We start from the raw sequence: 20,139 nt of genomic DNA on the forward strand, positions 1-20,139 counted from the left end.
GAAATGAGTCCGTTTGCGACACGGAACATTTCGTTTCGTCTCAATACGTCACGAATGACGAAACCAACGCTACGATTTTCCGGTGTCCAACGTCTGCAACTACCCGGGCTGCTCCCGACCGATCACGCGCGGCGGGGGACCCGGCCGCCCCTCCGAATACTGTGATCACCCGGACCACACGAGATGGCGCGCGTGGCGGGAACGTCAACGCCAACAACAGGAGTCGGAGGTACCCGTCGCTTCCGTCACTGTGACGCCGCAGGGCCCGGTCACCATGGCCCGGCTCCGGGCAGATGAGCTGCTCACCCAATTCCGCGGACTCGCAGACCAACTGGGCAACACGCTCAACGCCGCCGTCGCCGAACTGTCCACCCTCGGCGACCCCTCCGTCGCCGAAGCCCAGGTCCAGGCCGTTCAGGCCGACGCCGCCCGCCGGATCGCCGAGGCCGAAATGGCCACGGTCGCCGCCGAGCAGGCGCGCCGCGAAGCCGAGGAAGCCCGCGCCCGCGCGGAGGAGGCCGCCGACGACGCGGCCGGCGCGGCCGAACGCGCGGAGGCCGCCGTCGCCGACGCCCACAGCACCCGCGACGACGCACTGCGCGAAATGGAGCGCGCCACCCGGCAAGCCGCCGACGACGTGTTCGCCGCCCGCAGCGAGGCCGAGGCCGACGTCCGCACCGCCCGCCGCGAGGCCGCCGAGGAGATCGAACGAATCCGCGCGGAGGCCGCCGAACAGGTGGAACGCGCCGAACGCCGCGTCGCCACCGAAATCGCGCACGCCCAACGCGAATCCGCGGCCCAGGTCGCGGCCGCGCATGCCGAACGCGACCTCGCCGTCCAACGCGCCGCCGACGCCGAACGAGCCACCGAACGCGCCGAGCAAGCCGCCATGGAACGCATCGAGGCCGCCAACGAAGCACGCGAGGAATGGCGCAGAGTCCGCGCCGAACTCGACGCCACCCGCACCGAACTCGCCGACATCCGCCGCACCGCCGCGGCCGAAATCGCCGCCGCCCGAGCCGAATCCGCCGCTAGCATCGACAAGGCCCGCGCCGAAGCCGCCCACCGCATCGAGGCCCTCGACCAGGCCCGCACCCAAACCCTGGCCCGAGCCGAACGCGCCGAAGCCCAACTGGACGAACTCCTCGCCGACGCCCGCCGCAAACCGCCCGCCAGCGCCGAGGCGAGCAGTCGCGCGGGAGCGTGAGCGGGCCGACGCGACCAGCGACGCGCTGAGCTGACCGCCGCCGTATCGCGGTCACAGATTCGGATAGCCGCACGGCTTCTGATTTCCCGCACCGGGATTTGCATGCGATTCCAGGTGCGGGAACTCAGAAGGCGTGCGGCTGCGTGCTATTGCGGCAGCGAGTCGCGTTGCGGGCGACGCGACTCGTCGGGTGGTGCGGCAGCTGTGGTCGTTCGGCGTCCGGATCCCGCTGATCGCGTCGAACGGCTCCCCGCAGCCCTTACCGCTCGCGCCAGTAGATCGAACTCGTCCGGCCCACAGGGGGAACTGGCCGTAGCGCGTCGCGGACAACCTGCTCGCCCCGCGACTACTCCGCCAAATAGTCGCGGGCGCGCCGCCACAACGGCTTCTTCGGCGCGGGCGCGGATCGGGCGGGCAGTGTGAGGGTGACCCGTCCCCGGCTGTAGCGCGACATCGCCGACGCCACCTTCACCCAGGTCGAACGGTCCGATTCGGTGAAGCCGACCAGCTTGTGCCCGCCTATCCGAGCCGACCAGAAATCGGTCGATGCCTCGGCAGGCAGACCCCAGACATACAGTGCGAGCTCGGTATCCTCGGCGGTCGACGTGAACGCCACCTCGGTGACCTGGGACCACCGGCAGTCGATCTTGCTGAGCCGGCCGGGCAGGGCGGTCATGTTGCCGAACCGCAAGGTGCTGCCCCCACTCGAATACACCTGGAAGATGAAGCCCATCGGGTCGAACGAGAAGTCACCCCCGGCCACTGCGATGGTGTGCGCGCCACTTCCGGTTGGGGTACCCATGCTCGCTCCAAGCGTTGCTGTAGGGGGACACGCTCCGTCACGAAAACACCGGATCAAGAATATCGCGGCCGAGGGTCGGCATGCTGGAGATCGCCGAGCTCGCTGCCGCCGAAAACGAGGCGGCGACAACGGGATCGGTACGGTCGGCGCATCCAGGTCCCATAAACTCGGAGCACAGCGCCGCCGCGGCGCGGAAGCAGGAGGAGTCCGAGCATGGCCGTCATCCACGAGACCACGATGGTGCCCACCAAAGTGGAGTTGTTGGCGTCGTGGTTGCCGACCAGGTCGTGGTATCGCGGTGGCGCCGTGCCGGTCCTGGATCGGGTCGGGGGATTTCGGCTCGACGATCCGGACGGGGAGGTCGGGATCGAGTTCCTGGCGGTGACCGACAGCTCCGGCGACGAGCCCGTCACCTACCAGGTGCCGTTCGCCTATCGCGGGGCGCCGCTCGACGGAGCCGAGGATGCGCTCGTCGGCACCTCGATGCACGGTGTGCTCGGGCAGCGGTGGCTCTACGACGGGACGCGCGATCCGGTGGTGGTGGCGCAGATTCTGGCGTTGCTCGAGGGCACGGCGCGGCCCCAAGCGCAGCACGACAGCGGAAAGACCGACGCGTCGGTCGCGGTGGTGACCCCGGAGATCGCGGTTCCCGCACTCGGTTCCGAGCCGGTGTCGGCGGAGGACGGATCGGCGCGCACCGACATCATGGTCGGCGCGCGGGTGCCGGGCAGCACGGCGATCGTCCGCATCAATCGCGTCCTGCGACCCGGTGACGAGCGGTCCGAACGGGCCGGCGCGGGTCACGTCACCGCGCCGTGGCGACTGCCGGACGGTTCGTCGGTTCGCGGGGTGTTCCTGAGTTTCGCCGGGCACGCGGAGGATTAGCCGACGAACGAAACCTGCACGGCCGCAGGAACGTTCGAGCGAGTTGGCGAGACACGCGCCCGGCCGCCTGCGATCATGTCCGTATCGGAGTGAACGGATAGCGCAGCGGGGGATGGCCTGCTCCGACGACGAAAGGAGCTGATTCCTGTGTCGAAACGGACTGAGCGGTACGCACGGATCGCCCTCTGCGCCGCGGTGCTCGGCGCCGCCGGATGCGCGGACACCCCGGCATCGAACGACGCCTCGCCAAGCATCGGCAGCAAGCAGCTGTCCCCCTGCGCTCCCGGCCGGCTCGTGCTCAGCGCGACCGAGGTCTCACCCGCCGCGACCCATCGCGGCGTGCAGATCACCATCGGCCTGATCAACGGCACTCCGGCGTGCGAACTTTCGGGCTACCCCGAGGTCGAGGCCGACGCGGGCGGGCCGGCCATCCGCGCCGATCACACACCTCGCGGCTACCTGGGCGGGCTCCCGCCCGATCGCGACGCACCCCCGCCGGTCACCGTGACCGACAGCAACGTCCCCGCCGCCGGTGCCGCCTCGGCCATCGTCGAGGGAATGGCCGTCGACGCCGCAGGCAACCCGTGCCCCACCTACACCCGGTTACTCGTCACCCCGCCGAACCTCCCCGCCCCCCACCCGGTCGCGGCCACCATCACTGCCTGCACCCTGGAGGTCCACCCGCTACTCGGCGCGGACATGCATCCCTGATCCGGCCGCCGGAATCTCGCCGGCTACGTGACCGTCTTAGCCCGACCTCCCCGCTCGACGCGGCCTGAGCACATCCATATCGGCCGCCGCACCGAGTGAAAGCAAACACGCGGCTAACCGAATGATCCGGCCATATCATGTAGCTATGCCCGAAAGCGAGCTGGAAGGGCGTACGGAACCACTGTCCGGGAGTGCTCGGCAGGCGATAGTGGTGGCCGGTGCCTGCTCGATGATCGTGGGTGTGGTCGTAGCGGTGTGGCCACACAAGTCGATACCGACCGCAGAGCTGTTGTTCGGCCTGTATCTGCTGCTCAACGGCGCGTTGCAGATGGTGATCGCGGTCGGCGCGAGATTCGCGCCCGCCTTGCGGATCCTCGTCTTCGCCAGCGGCCTGGTGTCGATGTTGCTGGCCGTGCTGTGTTTCGCGGGCGGGAATTCGGCGCTGCTGCTGTCGTTCTGGATCGGGCTGGCCTGGGCGGTGCGCGGGATCTGCCATGCCACGGTCGCGGTCTGGGCGAACGGTCTGACCGGCGCCGGTCGGCAGGAGGTGTTCGGGCTGGCGACGATGGTGCTCGGCATCGTGATCGGCGTGCTGCCGTTCGACTCGGTGGACGTGCTCGGCTTGGTGGTCGGTCTGTTCCTCATCGTGATCGGGACGATGGAGGTGCTCAGCGTCGCGGCGGTGCGGCACGGCGTGGTGGACCTGCCTGGCGTGTCGCGCATGCGTGCGGTTCGCTGAGGCGGGCGATGCGGATATGCGGCCGTCGCGTAACCCATTACGGCAGTGCCAGGTCCACGCACGCGGTTGACTTGAACGATGGCACCGCAGCATTCCGCGGCCCGCTCGCCGGCGGAACTGATCGTGGTCACCCACGGTCCCGACACCTCGCTCACACCGACCGCGCTGAGCGATAGCCGCAGCGCCGAGGAACGGCTGACCGCGCTGCTGCCCGCGGGCGGCCGGCTCGCGCGCATCTTCGGCCCGCCGAATCGGCTGCACCAGCGCGTCGCGGGAACCCCGCACGAAACCATCGCCGCGGAGTACCTGAAGTTCTTCTCCGTCCGCGGCATCACCGACGGACTCGCCGACCTCGCCGCCCGGCTGCGCGAAGCCGACCTGGTCGACGGCGCGTACCTCAAACCGCCCTCGGAACCACCGATCGCCCCGGACTACACCGCCGAGGCCGCGGCCGCCGACGCGCCGCCGGTCACCCCGAACTTCGAAGCGCGCCAGGGCTACCTGGACGCGGCACCGCAGGGTGTCGACGCGCGCTGGGCCTGGACCGTGCCCGGCGGACGCGGACAAGGCGTGCGGGTGATCGACGTCGAGGGCGCGTGGCGGTTCACCCACGAGGACCTGCTCGGCAACCAGGGCGGAGTGATCGGCGGCGATCCCTCCCCGGATCAGGGGTGGCGTGATCACGGCACCGCGGTCGCCGGCGAGATCAGCGGTGACGTGAACGCGTTCGGCATCACCGGCATCGCACCCGAGGCCCTGATCCGCGCGGTCTCGATCTTCGGGCCGGGATCGGCCGCCGCGATCCGCACCGCCGCCGACGCGCTCGGTGCGGGCGATGTCATCCTGCTCGAACTGCACCGTCCCGGGCCACGATTCAACTACGCTGGCCGCCCGGACCAGGCAGGTTACATCGCGATCGAATGGTGGCCGGACGATCTCGCCGCCATCCGATATGCGGTCGGGCGCGGAGTGATCGTGGTGGAAGCCGGCGGAAACGGCGCGGAAGACCTCGACGCCGCCCGCTACGACACTCGCCCAGCGGGCTTTCCCGCCGCGTGGCGCAACCCGTTCCGCGGTGGCGCGGCCGACTCCGGCGCGATCATCGTCGGCGCGGGCGCACCACCGGCCGGCTTCCACGGTCGCGACCACGGACCCGGCCGCTCTCGACTGGCGTTCTCCAACTTCGGTTCCCGGGTCGATACCCAAGCGTGGGGACGCGAGGTCACCACGACTGGCTATGGCGATCTGCAAGGCGGCTCCGACGAGGACCTCTGGTACACCGACGTATTCAGCGGAACGTCCAGCGCCTCACCGATCATCACCGGGACCGTCGCCAGCTATCAGGGAATCAGCACGGCGGCCGGTCGCCGCAGAACCCCCGCCGAGGTGCGTGCTCGCTTGCGTGCCACCGGATCGCCACAGACGAGCGCGCCCGGCCGACCGGCAAGTCAGCGCATCGGCAACCTTCCCGACCTGAAGGCGATGGCAGCGCCCCAGTGAGTTTCCCGGCAGCGGTCGATCCGCGCAGGCCCGGATTGTCCGTCGGCACAGCACGCATCCCGGCACGGCATGTGTGCACCGGGCGGCGCTGCAGCGTCCCCTGGGCGCTTCGCTACCTGCGCGGCGATCAAGTGGTGAACCGTCGATACCGCGGTTCCGTGTAGCAGGCAGCGGCTGAAGCCTGCGTCACTACTCGCCGGGCCCTGTCGGTGTTCGCGACAGCAACCACCGGTGTCGAGTAGCTGGTCACGGGGTATTCGAGTAGCCGGGCACTCGTGGCACAGCCGCCGGAAGTTGGCACTGTGAGGGTGGCAAGGAAGGAGCTCACAATGAGTGCAATTCATATTCGCGCCCCCGGACACCACCAGCCCGGACTGGCAGGCGGTGCAGGTCTGCACAACATGGTCGTTTTCGGCACCGGCGTGGACTGCTACGTCTCGTACCAGCCGACGTTCCAGGCGCCGCACAACTTCCAGATCCTGCTCGCCGTCGAACTGGACGAGCGCGGCAGCCGGGCCCTCGGCGCGGACCGGCGCATCGGCTACACCGACATCCACACCTTCGACCCCGAGGATTTCCCCGTCGCCGAACTGGATCCGAATCGCCCGCGCCCGCGCCGGTCCTTCCACGGCACCCTGATCCGCGGCCGGCGCGAACGCGGCGGCATCGCCATCGCCACCGGGGTGCGCGCGACCGTGCGCGAGGTCGTCCACTTCGCCGAACTCCAACCGGAACGCGAACGCGGCCGCGGCCTGCTCACCCACATCTGCTTCGGCAGGCCCGACCGGATGTATCTGGCGCACCACATCACCCGCCAACCCAGTTTCGATCAGATCGTCACCGCCCGGCTCATTCCCGGCACCGTGACCGACCTGCTCGGCGAGCCACTCGCCGACGAGGTCGCCGCGGCGGGCTTCGCGCAGGCGCAGCCGATCATTCTCGGGCAGCGCGAATTCACCGGTTCCCGGTTGCGCGCGGGGGAGTTGGCGGTCGCCGCGTTCCCGGCCACCGCCGGTGGCGCACACGGGTTTCTGGCCGAGATCGTGGTCGATCGGCAGATCTATCTGGAGGTCGCGGACCTCGCGTGAGCGATGTCAATACGCCGTAGGTCGCGGTCGCCGCAGCCATACGTCGGGGCACGGGTCAGCCCGTCGACCGACGCGCCGGCCCGGCCCACGGCGTTAGTTTCGACCCATGTCCGAATCGGTTCTCCCCGTCACCGCGGTGGGTCGACGGATCGCCGAGGTCGATATCCTGCGCGGGTTCGCGCTGTTCGGCATCCTCATCACCAATGTCATGGTCGCCACCACGCTGTGGTCGTTCGGCGGAACCGCCGAGGAACCGAAGCTGCGTTTCGACGGGCCGGTCGACCACTTCGTCAGCGCGGTGGTCAGCGGGCTGTTCGAGGGCCGGTTCTATCTGCTGTTCGCGTTCCTGTTCGGTTACTCGTTCACGTTGCAGATCGCGGCGGCGCAGCGGGCGGGAGCCTCGGCGAACGCGCGGTTGCTGCGGCGCTGCCTGGCACTGCTGGCGATCGGGCTCGCACACGTTTTCCTGCTGTGGATCGGCGACATCCTCACCCTCTACGCCGTCCTGTGCCTGATTCTCATCCCGCTGAAGAAGCTGAAGCCGCGCACCGCCGTGCTCACCGGCGCGATCCTGTACGTGCTCTGGTGCGGCTGGGCATTCCTGCCCAGTGACACCCCCGACGACGGAATGAAGGCGCTGGCCAGCCTCTTCGACCTGGGCCGGATCCACGACGGATACAACGGCAGCCTCGCCGACACCTTCGCCGACCAGATGTGGCTCGCACCGATCTTCATCGCGCTGATCTGGTTCACCCAGGGCGTGACCAGTTTCGCCATGTTCCTGCTCGGCATGGCGGCCGGCAAACGCGAGCTGCTCACCGATCGAGAGACGTTGCGGCGCTGGGCGCCCCGGGTCCTCGCCGGCGGCCTGACGATCGGCCTGCCGGTCTCGGCCGTGACCTTCGCCGCAACCATGCAATGGTTCACCCCGCCCACCTACTGGGCCGGCGTGCAACAACTCGTCAACCCGCTGATGACCTTCGCCTACATGGCAGGCATCATCTGCCTCGCCCAATCACCGCGCACCGCACCGTTTCTCCGCCGTCTCGCGCCCGCCGGGCGAATGGCGGCCTCCAACTACATCACCCAGTCCATCGTGCTCATGGTGATCTACACCGGCTACGGATTCGCCCTGGCCGACAAGATCCCACCCGCCGGCGTCATCGCCATCGCCCTGCTCACCTACGCCGCCCAACTCACGCTCAGCACCTGGTGGCTACGCACCCACCGCTACGGCCCGGTGGAGTGGGCCCTGCGCGCGGCGACCTACCTGTCCGTCCCGGAGTGGAGACGTCGCCCGGAACGAGTTCCGGCACAGACGGATTGAGCGCGGGTCAGTCTGCCTGCGCCTGATCTCGACCGGAGTTGATCGGATCGACATCACATTTTGTTAGTAGTTAGTAACTGGTAACTTAGCGCTCATGGCGGAACGGATGAGCGGGGTTGAGCGACGTGGTCAGGTGCTGGCTATTGCGGCGAAGGAGTTCGCGGAGCATGGCTTGCACGGGGCGTCCACGGAGGCGATCGCGCGGGAGGCGGGGATAACGCAGGCGTACATCTTCCGGATGTTCGGGACGAAGAAGGCACTGTTCCTGGAACTGGTGGCGGCGGCGTTCGAGCGGGTCAGCGACGGGATGCGGGCGGCGGGTGCGGGGAAGACCGGGCTGGACGCGCTGGCGGTGATGGGCGGGCAATACTTCGATCTGCTGGCTGATCGGACCGGATTGTTGTTGCAGCTCCAGGGTTTTGCCGCGTGCGGGGATCCGGAGGTGCGGGATACGGTGCGGGCGTGTTTCGCCGGGATGTGGGGAACGGCGGCTGACGGCACGGGGCTCGAGCCGGTGACGGTGAAGACGTTTCTGGCCTTCGGGATGTTGCTGAACGCGGGGGCCGCGATGGATATCGAGCAGGTCGACGAGGCGTGGGCGGCGGGGGTTCGCACGCGGATCCAGTCGGGTCTGTTCGCGCACATCACCGCCGAGACGAACCGGTGACCACCCGCGGCGATGTCCAGCAGACCGGAAGGCTGGGCGTCGCACTGGTATCCACGGCATTGGCGGGAGCGGTGGTCGGCAGCGTCGGCGCACCGCTCATCACGCCGGTCGCCACCGGGATGCACGTGTCGCTGAATGCGGCGCAGTGGACCTTGACCATCACCCTGTTCAGCGGAGCGATCGCGGGCCCGGTGCTCGGCCGGCTCGGTGGCGGACCGTATCGGCGGGTCACGATCCTGGTCACGCTCGCGCTGGTCTCGATGGGCGGGCTGCTGACCGTGCTGCCACTTCCGTTCGCGGCGTTGCTGATCGGACGCGGATTTCAAGGGCTCGCGGTCGCGGTCGGGGCGCTATTGATGAGCGTCGCGCGCACCCACCTGCCGCCGGAGCGTTCGGGCTCCACGATCGCCGCGATATCGGTCGCATCGACGGTCGGCATCGGGGTCGGCTACCCGGTGATCAGCCTGCTCGACCAACTCGCCGGGTTGCGCGCCGCGTACGGGCTCGGGCTGCTGCTGTCGGTGGCCGCGCTGGTCATCGCCTGGCGGACCCTGCCGGTCGAGGCACCCGGTGAACTGCCCCGGATCGATGTCCCGGGGGCACTACTCCTGGCCGTCGGCACGCTCGGAATCCTGCTGGTCGTCGCCGAACCCTCGATGTGGTCGACCGGGTGGCCGGCCGGCGGCATCCTTGCCGGTGCCGTCGCGGTCCTGGCCGGGTGGGCACTGGTCGAATCGCGCAGCGCCGCACCACTGGTGAACGTGCGGCTCCTCGCCCGCGCGCCCGTGCTGCGCGCGAACCTCGCGATCCTCGTGGCAGGCTGCGGCCTGTATCTGCTGTTCAGTCTGTTCACCCGCTATGTGCAGACGCCGACCGGGACGCATTACGGATTCGGCCTCCCCGGTGTCGCCGCGGGTGCGGCGCTGATCCCGTTCTCGGTGCTCGGATTCGTCGCCGGAAAAGCGGTCCCGCGGCTCATCGCTCGCATCGCCGAACGCCGGACGTACACGCTCGCAGCCGGGATCGCTGTCGCGAGCGCGGTGCTGTTCACCCTCGCCAGCGGATCACTGCTCGCTGTCCTCGCCGCGCTCGCCCTGCTCGGCTTCGCCGTCGGCGGCGTCTTCGCGGTGATGCCCAAGCTCGTCCTCGCCGGTGTGCCGCCCGAAGAGACCGCCAGCGTGCTCTCGATCAATCAGATCGCCCGCAGTATCGGCATGAGCGTCGGCAGCGCGATCGCGGGTTTCCTGCTCGCCGCCGGCACACCGGTCGGCGCGATGTTCCCCGATCAGGACGGATACGTCGCCGCCGCCCTGTGGGCACTGCCTCCGCTCGCGGTCAGTGCACTCATCGTCGCCGCGAATCGGCCGGCTCGGGCCCGCTGACCGATGCGCCTCCGTGTCGGGCTCGTGCGCTGGGACCCAGGCGGGCGGTCGCCGTTGGGCTGTGCCAGTCGGTCGGTTCGCTTGCGCATTGAGCTCGGGCAAGCGGGTGGGCTCGGTGATGCAGTGGAATCTGCTGCTGACCGAGTCCGACGCCATGAGGCGCTGGCTGCTCATCAGCGCGATCTGTGGCCCGACCGGACGTAGCCGAAGGTCCGGCGACGGCCGCGCTGCGAGTCCGATCGGCGACGCGAGCGAACCTTGGACATGATTGGGAAAGCGGCACCGGCCGATTCGGCGGCGGCTAGTGTGCTCGCGCCGTGAGCAATAGGTCCAATAGCTGGGCGGCGAATTCGGTGGGTGCTTCGGTGAAACCGCTGTGGCCGCCGGGGAATTCGGTCAGGGGGAGATTCAGGTGGTCGGCGAGGGTGGCGGCCGGGCGGTGGGGGAGGTGGCCGCGGGTTTGTTCGCCCGCGGCGATGACGAGGCGGTCGGCGCGGGTGGCGAGGGTGGGTTCGTCGGGAAGGTAGGCGGTGATGGGGCGGAGTTCGTGGGCCAGCATGCGGGCGGCGTTGGCGTACAGGCGCTGGATCATTTCGTCGGTGCGGGGTGGCAGGTCGGCGGGGTTCGGCATGGCTTTCATGGTTCCGCCGATGCCTTCCAGGAAACGGGCGCCCGCGGCGGCCACCCCCGCCGTGCGGAACAGGGTATAGACCTCGTCGATGAAGGCCTGCTGCTCGGCGGCGTCGGGAAGGATCGCGAAGCAAGGTGGTTCGTGCGCGATGACCAGGCGCAGGCGCTCGGGGTGATGGGCGAGGAGGTCGAGGGCGATGACGGCGCCACCGCTCCCGCCGAATACGTAGGCGTCTTCGCCTGCGGGGGTGAGGGTTTCGAGTAGACGGTAAGCGTCCTCGCGCTGTGCCGCAATCAGCTGACCGACCGGCTCGGTCGATCGGTGGTCGCGCTGCGCCGCGCTCGGCGGAACGATCGGCTCGGTGGATCGGTAGGCGTCCTCCCGTTGCACCGCGGCCGGCCGATCAACTTCCTCGGCGGAGTCGAGGGTGCTGCGCGAGTAGCCGCGCGGGTCGAGGGTGACGACGGTGAACTGTGCGGCGAGGGTGTCGGCGATCGGGTCGAAGACCGCCGCGTCACCGCCGCTGCCCGGCAGGAGCAGTAGGACGGGTCCATTGCCGCGCACCTCGTAGTAGAGCGTCGCGCCGGGGACCTTCAGGGTGTCGGATCTCATTGCTGTTCCTTGTCATTGACCGGCCACTGCTCGAGCGTGACGTGCAGGGCGTCGATGATGCGCGCCCAGGAGGCGGAGGTATCGCGCGCGTGCCCGAAGCCGCCGGCCGCCTCGAGCGCGGCGTAACCGTGAAAAGTGCTGCGCAGCAACCGAACCGCGTCGGTGAGGTCGGGTTCGGCGAGGCCGTAGGCGCGCAGCATGCTGTAGGTGAGTTCGATGCCGCGCAGCGCGCCCGGGTCGACGTCGACGATGCCGGGCGCCGTCGGTGTCTGCGTCGCGGCGTAGCGACCCGGGTACCGCAACGCGTACGCACGCCAGGCGTCGGCGAACGCGGCGAGCGCGTCGCGGCCTGCCCGTCCGGCGACGGCACTCGCGATCAGATCGGTCTTCTCCACCGCGGCCAGCATGGTGACGCGCGCGCGGAGTTCCTGGAGGTTCTTGACATGGGAGTAGAGACTCGCGTCTTTGACCCCGAACTTCTTGGCCAATGCCGACATCGTCACGTTGTCGAACCCGATCTCATCGGCGAGATCGGCCGCGGCGCGGGTGATCCGCTCGGCGGTCAGCCCGGCTCGTGCCATCATGTGCGCCTCCATAACCTAGTGTCCCTAGTTTATAAACTAGGGACACTAGGTTTGGCAACCTCAGCGGGCGGCGCCGAACCACTTCGCCAGCGTGCCGTCCAGCTCTCGCTGATCCGCACCGACCCACGCCACGTACCCGTCCGGCCGCAACAGCACCGCGGGCGCAGTCAATTCCTCGCTCACGTCGACCACACAGTCGACCCGATCCGCCCAGCCGGCCGCCGAAAGCTGACCCGTCTGATCGAGCAGCAACCCCCGGCCATCCCGCATCAGCTCGAACAACCGCCCCCGCTTCAACCCCACGTCCCGCAGCCGCCGCCCGAGCAGCTCATGTCCTTCGCCGAGGTCGTACCGGACCCCGACCGCGATGATCATCTCGGTGAGGAACCGGCTCACCTCCTCGAAGTCCATCAGTCGCGCCACCAGCCGCCGCACCGCCTGCGCGCCCGGCTCGAGCGACAGCAACTCCATCTGCGCCCGCGTGTTGTCGAGAACGTCGGCCGCCACCGGATGTCGTTCGTTCTGGTAGCTGTCGAGCAACCCCGCCGGCGCCCAGCCGTTGAGCTGCGCGGCCAGCTTCCAGCCGAGGTTGAACGCGTCCTGAATACCGAGATTGAGCCCCTGCCCACCCATCGGCGGATGCACATGCGCCGCGTCGCCGGCCAGCAGCACCCGATCGACCCGATAACGCTCGGCCTGCCGGGTGGCGTCGCCGAAGCGGGACAACCAGCGCGGTGAATGCGCCCCGAAATCGGTACCCGCGGTCGCGATCAACTGCTGCTTCATCTCCGCCAGCGTCGGCGGCACCCGGCGGTCCTCGGCCACCTCCGCGGCCGGCGCGACGACCCGGAACACCCCGTCGCCCAGCGGCATCGCGCCGAACCGCAGCTGCGTCTTGCGCACCTCGGCGTTCACCTCGTTGATCGTGTCCAGCGACGCGGTCAGCTCCATCTCGCCCAGCAACGTGTCGACCCGGCTCGGCTCGCCGGGAAAGCCGACGCCGAGCAACTTGCGCACCGTGCTGCGCCCGCCGTCGCAACCGACCAGATAGCGCGACCGCAACCGCGTGCCGTCGGCCACCTCGACGCGCACCCCGTCCGCGTCCTGGCTCAACCCGACCACTTCGCTGCCCCGCCGGATCTCGACGCCGAGCTCGAGCGCATGCTCGGTCAGCAGTCGCTCGGTGAGCGGTTGCGCGATGCTGAGCACATACGGATGCGCGGTATCCAGCGGCCCGGTCGGCTTGCGGATACCGGCGAAGAAACCGTTCAGCGGATGCTTGGTGCCGAGCTCGAGGAACCGTTCCAGCAGACCGCGCTGATCCATGATCTCGATGCTGCGCGCATGCAGGCCCAGCGCGCGGACCACCGCGGTCGGCGTCGGTTCCTTCTCCAGCACGAGGACGTCCACCCCGCCCAGCCGCAACTCGGCGGCCAGCATCATTCCGGTCGGTCCGCCACCGGCAATGATCACGTCATGCATGAAATCTCCCATACGAGGTTGCGTCCGACCCACATTGCATAGTTCGACGACATCCGCGCGCTCGCGTCGAATACCGCACCGCGGGCTCTTGCCCGCACGACCGCACACACCCGCGTTTGCGCAGGTTGTGGCGTCGGCCGACCATTGTGCGGCACCACAGGGGCCTTGCCGCAAGCCCCCGTGTGCGATATATATTGAAAGGGACAGGGAGACATCTCCCTGTCTTTGTTGTTTTCCGGCCGCCGATGAATTCCGCCCGCGGCCACCGTCGAAAGTCATGAGCACGTAGCTCCATCGCAGAGGAGAACTCATGACCCAGACCGCGTCCGTCGCCACCCACACGCTCGACGTTCCCGGCGCCCGCCTGCACTACGAGCTGCGCGGCAGCGGACCGCTGATCGCCATGGTCGGCGCCCCGATGTCCGCCGCGGCCTTCGCCCCGGCCGCCGAACTGCTCGCCACCGACCACACCGTGCTCACCATGGACCCGCGCGGACACCACGGCAGCGTCCTCGACGACCCCGAGCAGGACTCCACCCCGGAACTGCGCGCCGACGACCTGGCTCGAATCCTGATCCGCCTCGACGCGGGCCCGGCGGTGGTCTTTGGTTCCAGCGGCGGCGCGGTCACCACGCTGGCGCTGGTCCAGGCGCACCCGGAGCTGCTCGACACCGCCATCGCCCACGAGCCGCCGCTCCACCGCGTGCTCGACAACCACGCCGAATTGCGTGCAGGCACAGACGATCTCATCGCCACCTATGCCCGTGGTGAGGTGCTGGGCGCGTGGCGCAAGTTCTTCGCCAACGCGGGCATGCAGATGCCGGAGCCGATGCTCGAGCAGATGTTCGGCGGCGATCGCGCCGCCGCGGACGTGGCCAGCGAACGCTTCTGGTACTTGCACGAGCTCGACGGAACCAGTTGGTGGACACCGGATCTCGCGGCATTGCGGGCGACCCCGGTCCGGGTGGTGGCCGGTATCGGTGCGGCGTCGGCGAACGGATTCTGCGACCGGACGACCCGGGCGCTGGCCGCGCGGATCGGCGTCGAGCCGACGCTGTTCCCGGGCGGGCACACCGGATTCGTCGAGGACCCCGCCGCGTTCGTGACCCGGCTGCGCGCGGTGCTCGGTTGATCCGCCGGTGACGTTCCGGACGGCGGCGCTGCCCTCACCGCCGTCCGGAACGCGGACCGGGCGACCCTGATGAGCGAGGACGTCCGGCGTCACCGCCCGCGTGGTCCGGCACGCGGGCACTGACGTTTCTAGGTGAGGCCCCGGATGAATTCGGCCAGGTACTGCCCGCTGTAGTCCGGCTTGCCGTTGTTCTGCACCGCGGCCGCGCCGATCGTATCGATGTGGGTGTAGCCCGGCAGGGTCTCCACCTGCGCGGTCGGCGGGGTCGGCACCCAGGTGCCCACGCCGTACTGCACCACGCTGTCACCGGCGAAGGCGACGAAGTTCGGCTTGGTGCGACTCATATTGTGGTAGCGCAGGTCGACCATGTTGCCGCTGCGCGCACCGGTGAGGCCGGCGCCGAGATCGAGGATGATGCGCAGCGGGAAATAGGTCTCCCAGTACGCCGTCGGCGCGCCGGTGCCCAATTGCCTTGCCACCTCGTGGATGTCGGCGGTCTCCCGGTTCGGGGCGGTCCACGGGACGCCGACCACGTCGTTGTAGTTGCGCCAGGTGTAGAGCGCGTTCCGGTCGGTCGGCGCGACGCGCGTCTGCGGGCCCGCGCTGATCCGCAAGTAGTTGCCCAGCACCGGAATCTGCGTCGCCCCACCGCCGTTCGGGAACGTCTTCTCCTGGACCGGGCCGCCGGACAGCGCGCCCACGCCCTGTTGCAGCAGCGCGAAATTGCCGGAGTTGTTGTCGATGAACGTGCCGAGCAACGCCGCGTTGGTGAACCGGTAGTCGCGGATGGTGCCCGCGCCGTCGGCGCCGCCGGTCGCGACCGCCGCCCAGGTCTGGCCGAACATGGTGGTGAGCGTCGCCTCGACCTCGGGGTCGTGCAGGTGCGCGAGCAGTTGGCTCTCCTCGTCGGGCGCGAGATGCGCCGCGAGCCCGGCCAATCGGTAGAGCACCATCGCCTTGGTGCCGATCACCGGCGCCGGGCCGAGGGTGCGCAGCGGCAGCACGCCGCTGTCGAAACCGGCCTTCAGCACGCCGTTCGCCGGGCTCATGAGCGCGTCGGTGATGTCGTGGAAGAACGGCGTGTTCTGGATCGCCGCCGGATCCGAGGACACCATCGTGTCCTGGGCGGCGAACGCCGCGCACTGGTTGTAGCCTGCGTCGGCCTGCGTGGCCGGGTTGCCGTCGAAGTCCCAGTCCGAGAACAGCCCGGTGACCATGCCGCCCATCGAGATGCCGGTGCAGACGTATTTGCGTTGCCGCTCGGCCTGATCCGGCAGCTCGTGCAGCATGATCTCGTACTGGTCCCGGATCACCCGCTCCACGCCGATCGAATCGAGAATCGGCAGGTCCTGCGAGGTCTTGAAGCCGGGGAAGGTGCGGCCATCGATCGGCTTGCCGTTGAAGTAGTAGTCGACCGCGTCCAGGTAGTTCCCGGTCTGCAAGGCGTAGTCGAAGCCCGCTGTCTCATCCAAGCAGGACCCGCGCCGGGCCAGCGACCAGAACTCGATGTTGCGCCCGAGCGACTTCGCCGAGCGCACCGTATTGCCCGCCACGCCCTCGGAATTGACTGCGCCACCGGCCAATCCCTGCTGTTGCACGACCACCGCGTCCGCGTCCCGCGCATTCTCCGGCCCGCCGACCGGCCGATACCGCAGATACCCGGTGCGGTCGCAGGCCTCCGGATGCGCAGGCGCGTTCGCCGGCAACGGCAGCCGGAAACTCACGTAGGACACCGCGATTCCGTCACGCGTCGCGATCGGCTGCTCCTGCCGATCCGTGGCCACCGACACGGGCGGCACGTCGGCCGCCGCCGCCAATCCCGGCGGCACCAGACCGGCGGCCACCACCGACATCACCACCGTTGCCGCCCAACCATTTCGGCGCTCCCCGCGCCCCCACCCATGTTGTACCGACCGTCCGAGACGCCGCGCCGCAATTCTCACGGTCAGTGACGTTGCCACGCACAGCCAGCCACGTCACTGGGCGATTTGTCAGCAGATACCGACGCAGTTCATGCAATTCGCCAAGATCCACCTCCACCGCCGAGCCGAGAAACCTCCCCCGGCTGAGACGGTCCCCGCCGCCACGCCCCACCGATGCCAACCGCCGAACGGGACATCACATCGCAGTTGCCGGCGTGTCGGCTCAACCAGGTCCCGTTCATCGGCAACCCGACCGGTGACCGGGACCTGGCGGAGCGGTCATTCGAGCTACTCGCTGCTGTGTCCCGTTCGGGTATTGGGACATGGTCTGCCGGCGAGTCACGTTCGGTGAAGGGACGCACGTCGATCGGCCATGACAGCAGCGAAACGCGAGTGAGCCTGCCGCCAAATCCAGCTCGGGCAACCGAGCGGATGCCGAACGGGACATACCGGTGGCGAAACGCGAGTTTTACTGTCCCCATGTCCCGTTCGGGGAGTTTCTGCCGCCGGACGGGACATGGCAGCGGTGAACAGCGGGTGGGTTTCTGGCACATGGTCTGCCGTCGAGCCACATTCGATGAGGGGGTGCACGTCGATCGGCTACGACAGCAGCGAACGCCAGTGAGCGTGCCGCCAGGTCCAGCTCAGGCAACCGAGCCGATGCCGAACGGGACATACGGGTGGCGAAACGCGAGTTTTACTGCCCCCATGTCCCGCTCGGCGAACATCTGCCGCCGGAGGGGACTTGGCAGCGGTGACGAGCGGGTGGGTTTATCGTCATGTCCCGTCGGACGGCAGGTGCACATCGAGTGGGCTAGACAGCAGCTAGTTCCATCCGTCGAGTCCGGCACGGATGCAGCGAGGCTTCCGGATGGCCCGTCGCCATGACCCAATCCGGCGAATAGATGGTGACCCTAGTGAGGCGTCGTGGCGGCGGGACATGACCGCCACGCCGAAGAGCGGCACCGAGGCCGCGATAACGGCCCGGCCCTCATGTCCCGCCCGGCCAAGCGGCGGAATCCGGACGGGACACTACCGCGGCAAACAGCGAGTGAGCTTGCCGTCATGTCCCGTTCGGCGGTCAGGTGGATGCCGAGTGGGACATGGTGGCGGGGATGAGCGAGTGGCAATGTCTTCATGTCCCGTCGGGCGGGTAGGTGTCGGGAGGGAGCCATGGGCGGCGAAAGCGAGCGGGCTTGTCATCACGTCCCAGTCGCCGGACAGGTGGATGCCGAGCGGGACAAGGTAGCGGGGAAGAACGAGTGGCACTGCCTGATGTCCCAGTCGGCGGATAGGTGAATGCCGAACGGGACATGGTGGCGGGGAAGAACGAGTGGCGCTGTCCTCATGTCCCGTCGGGCGGGTAAATGTCGTGAGGGGAACAAGGGGGTGGCGAAAGCGAGTGGGATTGCCGCCATGTCCCGTTCGGCGGATAGGTGAATGCCGAGTGGGACATGGTGGCGGGGATGAGCGAGTGGCACTGTCCTCCTGTCCCTTCGGGCTGTCCTCATGTCCCGTCGGACGGGTAAGTGTCGTGAGGGGGACATGGGGGCGGAGAAGTGCGAGTGGGCTTGCCGTCATGTCCCAGTCGGCGGACAGGCCTATGCCGAGCGGGACATGGCGGCGGGGAAGAGCGAGTGGGCTTGTCGGGATGTCCCGGTGGGCGCGAGGGTGGTGGGGGTGTGGCCTCGTGTAGTGGGTGACGGTGTGGTGTTTGATGCCGGATCGGTGGTGGGATACGGGTGCATTTGCCCGGTGCGACAGCTTGGTTGGGCTCAGCTGTGCGGGGGTTGGGTTGCGACAGCTTGGTTGGGCTCAGCTGTGCGGGGGTTGGGTGTGGTGGTTGTCTTGCTGGCATGTGGTTTTGGTGAGGGGTGGGTGGGGCCGGACTGATGGTGTGGTGAGGAAGGTGGGGTGAGTGGCTCTAGGTAGGTGTTTACGGTTCGGCGCGTCGGGTTGGGTGAGGGGTCGGGGGGATCGGGGGCTCGGATACAGTCGGCGCATGTTCCGCGTATGCGTGTTCGCGCTGGTCACTGCGGTGACGACGACGTGGGTTCCGGCCGAGGCGGCGGCGGAGGAGGTGGCGGGGCAGGGGGTGATCGCGCAGATGTTCGGGTGGAATTGGCGGTCTATCGGACGGGAGTGTCAGGCGACGCTGGGGCCGTTGGGGTATAGCGCGGTGCAGACTTCGCCGCCGGAGGAGCATTCGGTGTGGCCGGAGAAGGGGTTTCCGTGGTGGCAGGGGTACTCCGCGGTGTCCTACAAGCTGGACAGTCGGTTCGGTACGCGGGATGAGCTGGCGGCGATGGTGCGCAGCTGTCACGAATCGGGTGTGCAGGTCTATATCGACGCGGTGATCAACAACATGTCCGCGTTGGATGGGTGCGGTGTCGGCAGCGGGCTCACGCCGTACTGCCACGAGCTGTATCCGGCGGTGCCGTACACCGAGCGCGACTTTCACCATTGCGGCACGCCGGGCAACACCGTCGCGAACCTCGCGGACCGCTACCAGGTCTTCAACTGCCAGTCGTTCAACGGCGCAGACCTCGCGACCGGCGACGACTCCGTCCGCGACCGGATCGCCGGCTACCTCAACGATCTGCTGTCCCTCGGCGTCGACGGCTTCCGCGTCGACTCGGCCAAATACATTGCGCCAGAAGACCTCGCGGCGATCGAACAGCGCCTGACCCGACCGGCCTACGTCTACCAGGAGGTCATCTACGGCTGGCAGGAAGCCGTGCAACCCGAGGAGTACCTGGCCACCGGCGACGTCATGGACCTCCGCTACGCAGGCACCCTGAGCGCCATCTTCCGCCAAGGCCGCCTCGCGAGCCTGCGGACCTTCGGCTCCGCGCTGCCCTCCGACAAATCCGTGGTCTTCGTCGCCAACCACGACACCGAGCACCAGGGCACCACCCTCACCTACGCCGACGGCGACCGCTACACCCTGGCCAACGCATTCATGCTCGCCTGGCCCTACGGCCGACCAAAAGTGTTGAGCGGCTACGCATTCAACTCCTATGACGAGGCACCCCCGTCCGACCCGCTCGGCCGCGCCACCGACGCCCACTGCGGCGACGGCCATTGGCAGTGCGAACACGCCTGGCCCGGCATCGGCCCCATGGTCGCCTTCCACCACCAGGTGCAAGGTCAACCAGTAACCAACTGGTCCGACAACGGCGCCAACCGCATCGCCTTCGGCCGAGGCACCGAGGGATACCTCATCCTCAACGGCGAAGACTCCCCAGCCACCGACACCTACCGAACCTCCCTCCCCGCAGGCCATTACTGCGACGTCATGCACGGCACCCTCGAAGCCGGAACCTGCACGGGCCCGACCTACCGAATCGACAACACCGGCCTACTCCACGCCGAAGTAGCCCCACAGTCCGGACTCGCACTCCACACCGGTGCCGTCATCTCCGAGTAGCCGGCCACCCAACCCCCTTGAGTCACACCCAACGGGAC

16 protein-coding genes are annotated in these 20,139 nt (G+C 68.6%); 11 read left to right on the forward strand and 5 right to left on the reverse strand.

The window, feature by feature from the left end; translation table 11 throughout:
* The first annotated feature begins 250 nt into the window (after nucleotides 1-250).
* Nucleotides 251-1,207 carry a hypothetical protein gene (locus tag ACFQ9K_RS30445; protein ID WP_378983893.1) on the forward strand — a complete coding sequence of 319 codons (957 nt, stop codon included), beginning with the start codon at nucleotides 251-253 and terminating at the stop codon, nucleotides 1,205-1,207.
* Nucleotides 1,208-1,553: 346 nt separating this feature from the next.
* On the opposite strand, the gene ACFQ9K_RS30450 is transcribed toward ACFQ9K_RS30445, so the two are convergent.
* On the reverse strand, nucleotides 1,554-2,009 hold the full coding sequence (locus ACFQ9K_RS30450) for a hypothetical protein (RefSeq protein WP_378721222.1): 456 nt from the start codon (nucleotides 2,007-2,009) through the stop codon (nucleotides 1,554-1,556).
* A gap of 213 nt (nucleotides 2,010-2,222) precedes the next feature.
* Between ACFQ9K_RS30450 and ACFQ9K_RS30455 the strand changes: the two genes are divergently transcribed.
* The 8 genes from ACFQ9K_RS30455 (at nucleotide 2,223) to ACFQ9K_RS30490 (ending at nucleotide 10,308) form a co-directional block, all read left to right on the forward strand.
* Nucleotides 2,223-2,894 (forward strand): 1,4-alpha-glucan branching protein, encoded by a 672-nt coding sequence (locus ACFQ9K_RS30455; protein ID WP_378721221.1) that lies wholly within the window; start codon nucleotides 2,223-2,225, stop codon nucleotides 2,892-2,894.
* A gap of 147 nt (nucleotides 2,895-3,041) precedes the next feature.
* Nucleotides 3,042-3,605: a DUF4232 domain-containing protein gene (locus ACFQ9K_RS30460; RefSeq protein WP_378721220.1), complete on the forward strand. Its 564-nt coding sequence runs from the start codon at nucleotides 3,042-3,044 to the stop codon at nucleotides 3,603-3,605.
* Nucleotides 3,606-3,750: 145 nt separating this feature from the next.
* Nucleotides 3,751-4,344, forward strand: a complete 594-nt coding sequence (locus tag ACFQ9K_RS30465; protein WP_378721219.1) for a DUF308 domain-containing protein — start codon at nucleotides 3,751-3,753, stop codon at nucleotides 4,342-4,344.
* Between the two features lie 78 nt (nucleotides 4,345-4,422).
* A complete protein-coding gene (locus ACFQ9K_RS30470) occupies nucleotides 4,423-5,844 on the forward strand; it encodes a S8 family serine peptidase (protein ID WP_378721218.1) in 1,422 nt (473 codons plus the stop codon).
* A 329-nt stretch (nucleotides 5,845-6,173) separates the two neighbouring features.
* The gene (locus ACFQ9K_RS30475) at nucleotides 6,174-6,932 is read left to right on the forward strand and encodes a hypothetical protein (RefSeq protein ID WP_378721217.1); all 759 of its coding nucleotides are present in this window, start codon (nucleotides 6,174-6,176) and stop codon (nucleotides 6,930-6,932) included.
* A gap of 106 nt (nucleotides 6,933-7,038) precedes the next feature.
* Complete coding sequence (locus tag ACFQ9K_RS30480) at nucleotides 7,039-8,259, forward strand: DUF418 domain-containing protein (RefSeq protein ID WP_378721215.1); 1,221 nt, start codon at nucleotides 7,039-7,041, stop codon at nucleotides 8,257-8,259.
* Between the two features lie 106 nt (nucleotides 8,260-8,365).
* Nucleotides 8,366-8,926: a TetR/AcrR family transcriptional regulator gene (locus ACFQ9K_RS30485; RefSeq protein ID WP_378721214.1), complete on the forward strand. Its 561-nt coding sequence runs from the start codon at nucleotides 8,366-8,368 to the stop codon at nucleotides 8,924-8,926.
* The gene (locus ACFQ9K_RS30490) at nucleotides 8,923-10,308 is read left to right on the forward strand and encodes an MFS transporter (protein WP_378721213.1); all 1,386 of its coding nucleotides are present in this window, start codon (nucleotides 8,923-8,925) and stop codon (nucleotides 10,306-10,308) included. Before ACFQ9K_RS30485 ends, ACFQ9K_RS30490 begins: the two co-directional genes overlap by 4 nt.
* Before the next feature lie 301 nt (nucleotides 10,309-10,609).
* On the opposite strand, the gene ACFQ9K_RS30495 is transcribed toward ACFQ9K_RS30490, so the two are convergent.
* The 3 genes from ACFQ9K_RS30495 to rox are packed head-to-tail and all read right to left on the reverse strand — an operon-like array spanning nucleotide 10,610 to nucleotide 13,617.
* Nucleotides 10,610-11,551, reverse strand: coding sequence for an alpha/beta fold hydrolase (locus tag ACFQ9K_RS30495; protein ID WP_378721209.1), 942 nt, complete (start codon nucleotides 11,549-11,551; stop codon nucleotides 10,610-10,612).
* Entirely contained in the window at nucleotides 11,548-12,135 is a 588-nt protein-coding gene (locus tag ACFQ9K_RS30500) for a TetR/AcrR family transcriptional regulator (protein ID WP_378721207.1), read from the reverse strand. Before ACFQ9K_RS30500 ends, ACFQ9K_RS30495 begins: the two co-directional genes overlap by 4 nt.
* Nucleotides 12,136-12,195: 60 nt before the next feature.
* Nucleotides 12,196-13,617: a rifampin monooxygenase gene (gene rox / locus ACFQ9K_RS30505; RefSeq protein WP_378721201.1), complete on the reverse strand. Its 1,422-nt coding sequence runs from the start codon at nucleotides 13,615-13,617 to the stop codon at nucleotides 12,196-12,198.
* Between the two features lie 310 nt (nucleotides 13,618-13,927).
* On the opposite strand from rox, the gene ACFQ9K_RS30510 reads away from it, so the two are divergent.
* Nucleotides 13,928-14,749, forward strand: coding sequence for an alpha/beta fold hydrolase (locus ACFQ9K_RS30510; protein WP_378721200.1), 822 nt, complete (start codon nucleotides 13,928-13,930; stop codon nucleotides 14,747-14,749).
* Between the two features lie 128 nt (nucleotides 14,750-14,877).
* On the opposite strand, the gene ACFQ9K_RS30515 is transcribed toward ACFQ9K_RS30510, so the two are convergent.
* Nucleotides 14,878-16,602 carry a hypothetical protein gene (locus ACFQ9K_RS30515; RefSeq protein ID WP_378721223.1) on the reverse strand — a complete coding sequence of 575 codons (1,725 nt, stop codon included), beginning with the start codon at nucleotides 16,600-16,602 and terminating at the stop codon, nucleotides 14,878-14,880.
* A gap of 2,071 nt (nucleotides 16,603-18,673) precedes the next feature.
* On the opposite strand from ACFQ9K_RS30515, the gene ACFQ9K_RS30520 reads away from it, so the two are divergent.
* Nucleotides 18,674-20,101: an alpha-amylase family protein gene (locus ACFQ9K_RS30520; RefSeq protein ID WP_378721199.1), complete on the forward strand. Its 1,428-nt coding sequence runs from the start codon at nucleotides 18,674-18,676 to the stop codon at nucleotides 20,099-20,101.
* Nucleotides 20,102-20,139 lie beyond the last annotated feature (38 nt).

It is taken from the genome of Nocardia sp. NPDC056564 (genome assembly GCF_042793755.1).
Classification (GTDB): Bacteria; Actinomycetota; Actinomycetes; order Mycobacteriales; family Mycobacteriaceae; genus Nocardia.

What these genes read in the sequence shown, in the direction of transcription:
- ACFQ9K_RS30450 (WP_378721222.1), bottom strand. Translation starts at nt 2,009, where the DNA reads ATGGGTACCCCAACCGGAAGTGGCGCGCACACCATCGCAGTGGCCGGG.
- ACFQ9K_RS30455 (WP_378721221.1), top strand. Translation starts at nt 2,223, where the DNA reads ATGGCCGTCATCCACGAGACCACGATGGTGCCCACCAAAGTGGAGTTG.
- ACFQ9K_RS30465 (WP_378721219.1), top strand. Translation starts at nt 3,751, where the DNA reads ATGCCCGAAAGCGAGCTGGAAGGGCGTACGGAACCACTGTCCGGGAGT.
- ACFQ9K_RS30470 (WP_378721218.1), top strand. Translation starts at nt 4,423, where the DNA reads ATGGCACCGCAGCATTCCGCGGCCCGCTCGCCGGCGGAACTGATCGTG.
- ACFQ9K_RS30475 (WP_378721217.1), top strand. Translation starts at nt 6,174, where the DNA reads ATGAGTGCAATTCATATTCGCGCCCCCGGACACCACCAGCCCGGACTG.
- ACFQ9K_RS30480 (WP_378721215.1), top strand. Translation starts at nt 7,039, where the DNA reads ATGTCCGAATCGGTTCTCCCCGTCACCGCGGTGGGTCGACGGATCGCC.
- ACFQ9K_RS30485 (WP_378721214.1), top strand. Translation starts at nt 8,366, where the DNA reads ATGAGCGGGGTTGAGCGACGTGGTCAGGTGCTGGCTATTGCGGCGAAG.
- ACFQ9K_RS30495 (WP_378721209.1), bottom strand. Translation starts at nt 11,551, where the DNA reads ATGAGATCCGACACCCTGAAGGTCCCCGGCGCGACGCTCTACTACGAG.
- ACFQ9K_RS30500 (WP_378721207.1), bottom strand. Translation starts at nt 12,135, where the DNA reads ATGATGGCACGAGCCGGGCTGACCGCCGAGCGGATCACCCGCGCCGCG.
- rox (WP_378721201.1), bottom strand. Translation starts at nt 13,617, where the DNA reads ATGCATGACGTGATCATTGCCGGTGGCGGACCGACCGGAATGATGCTG.
- ACFQ9K_RS30510 (WP_378721200.1), top strand. Translation starts at nt 13,928, where the DNA reads ATGACCCAGACCGCGTCCGTCGCCACCCACACGCTCGACGTTCCCGGC.
- ACFQ9K_RS30515 (WP_378721223.1), bottom strand. Translation starts at nt 16,602, where the DNA reads ATGTCGGTGGTGGCCGCCGGTCTGGTGCCGCCGGGATTGGCGGCGGCG.
- ACFQ9K_RS30520 (WP_378721199.1), top strand. Translation starts at nt 18,674, where the DNA reads ATGTTCCGCGTATGCGTGTTCGCGCTGGTCACTGCGGTGACGACGACG.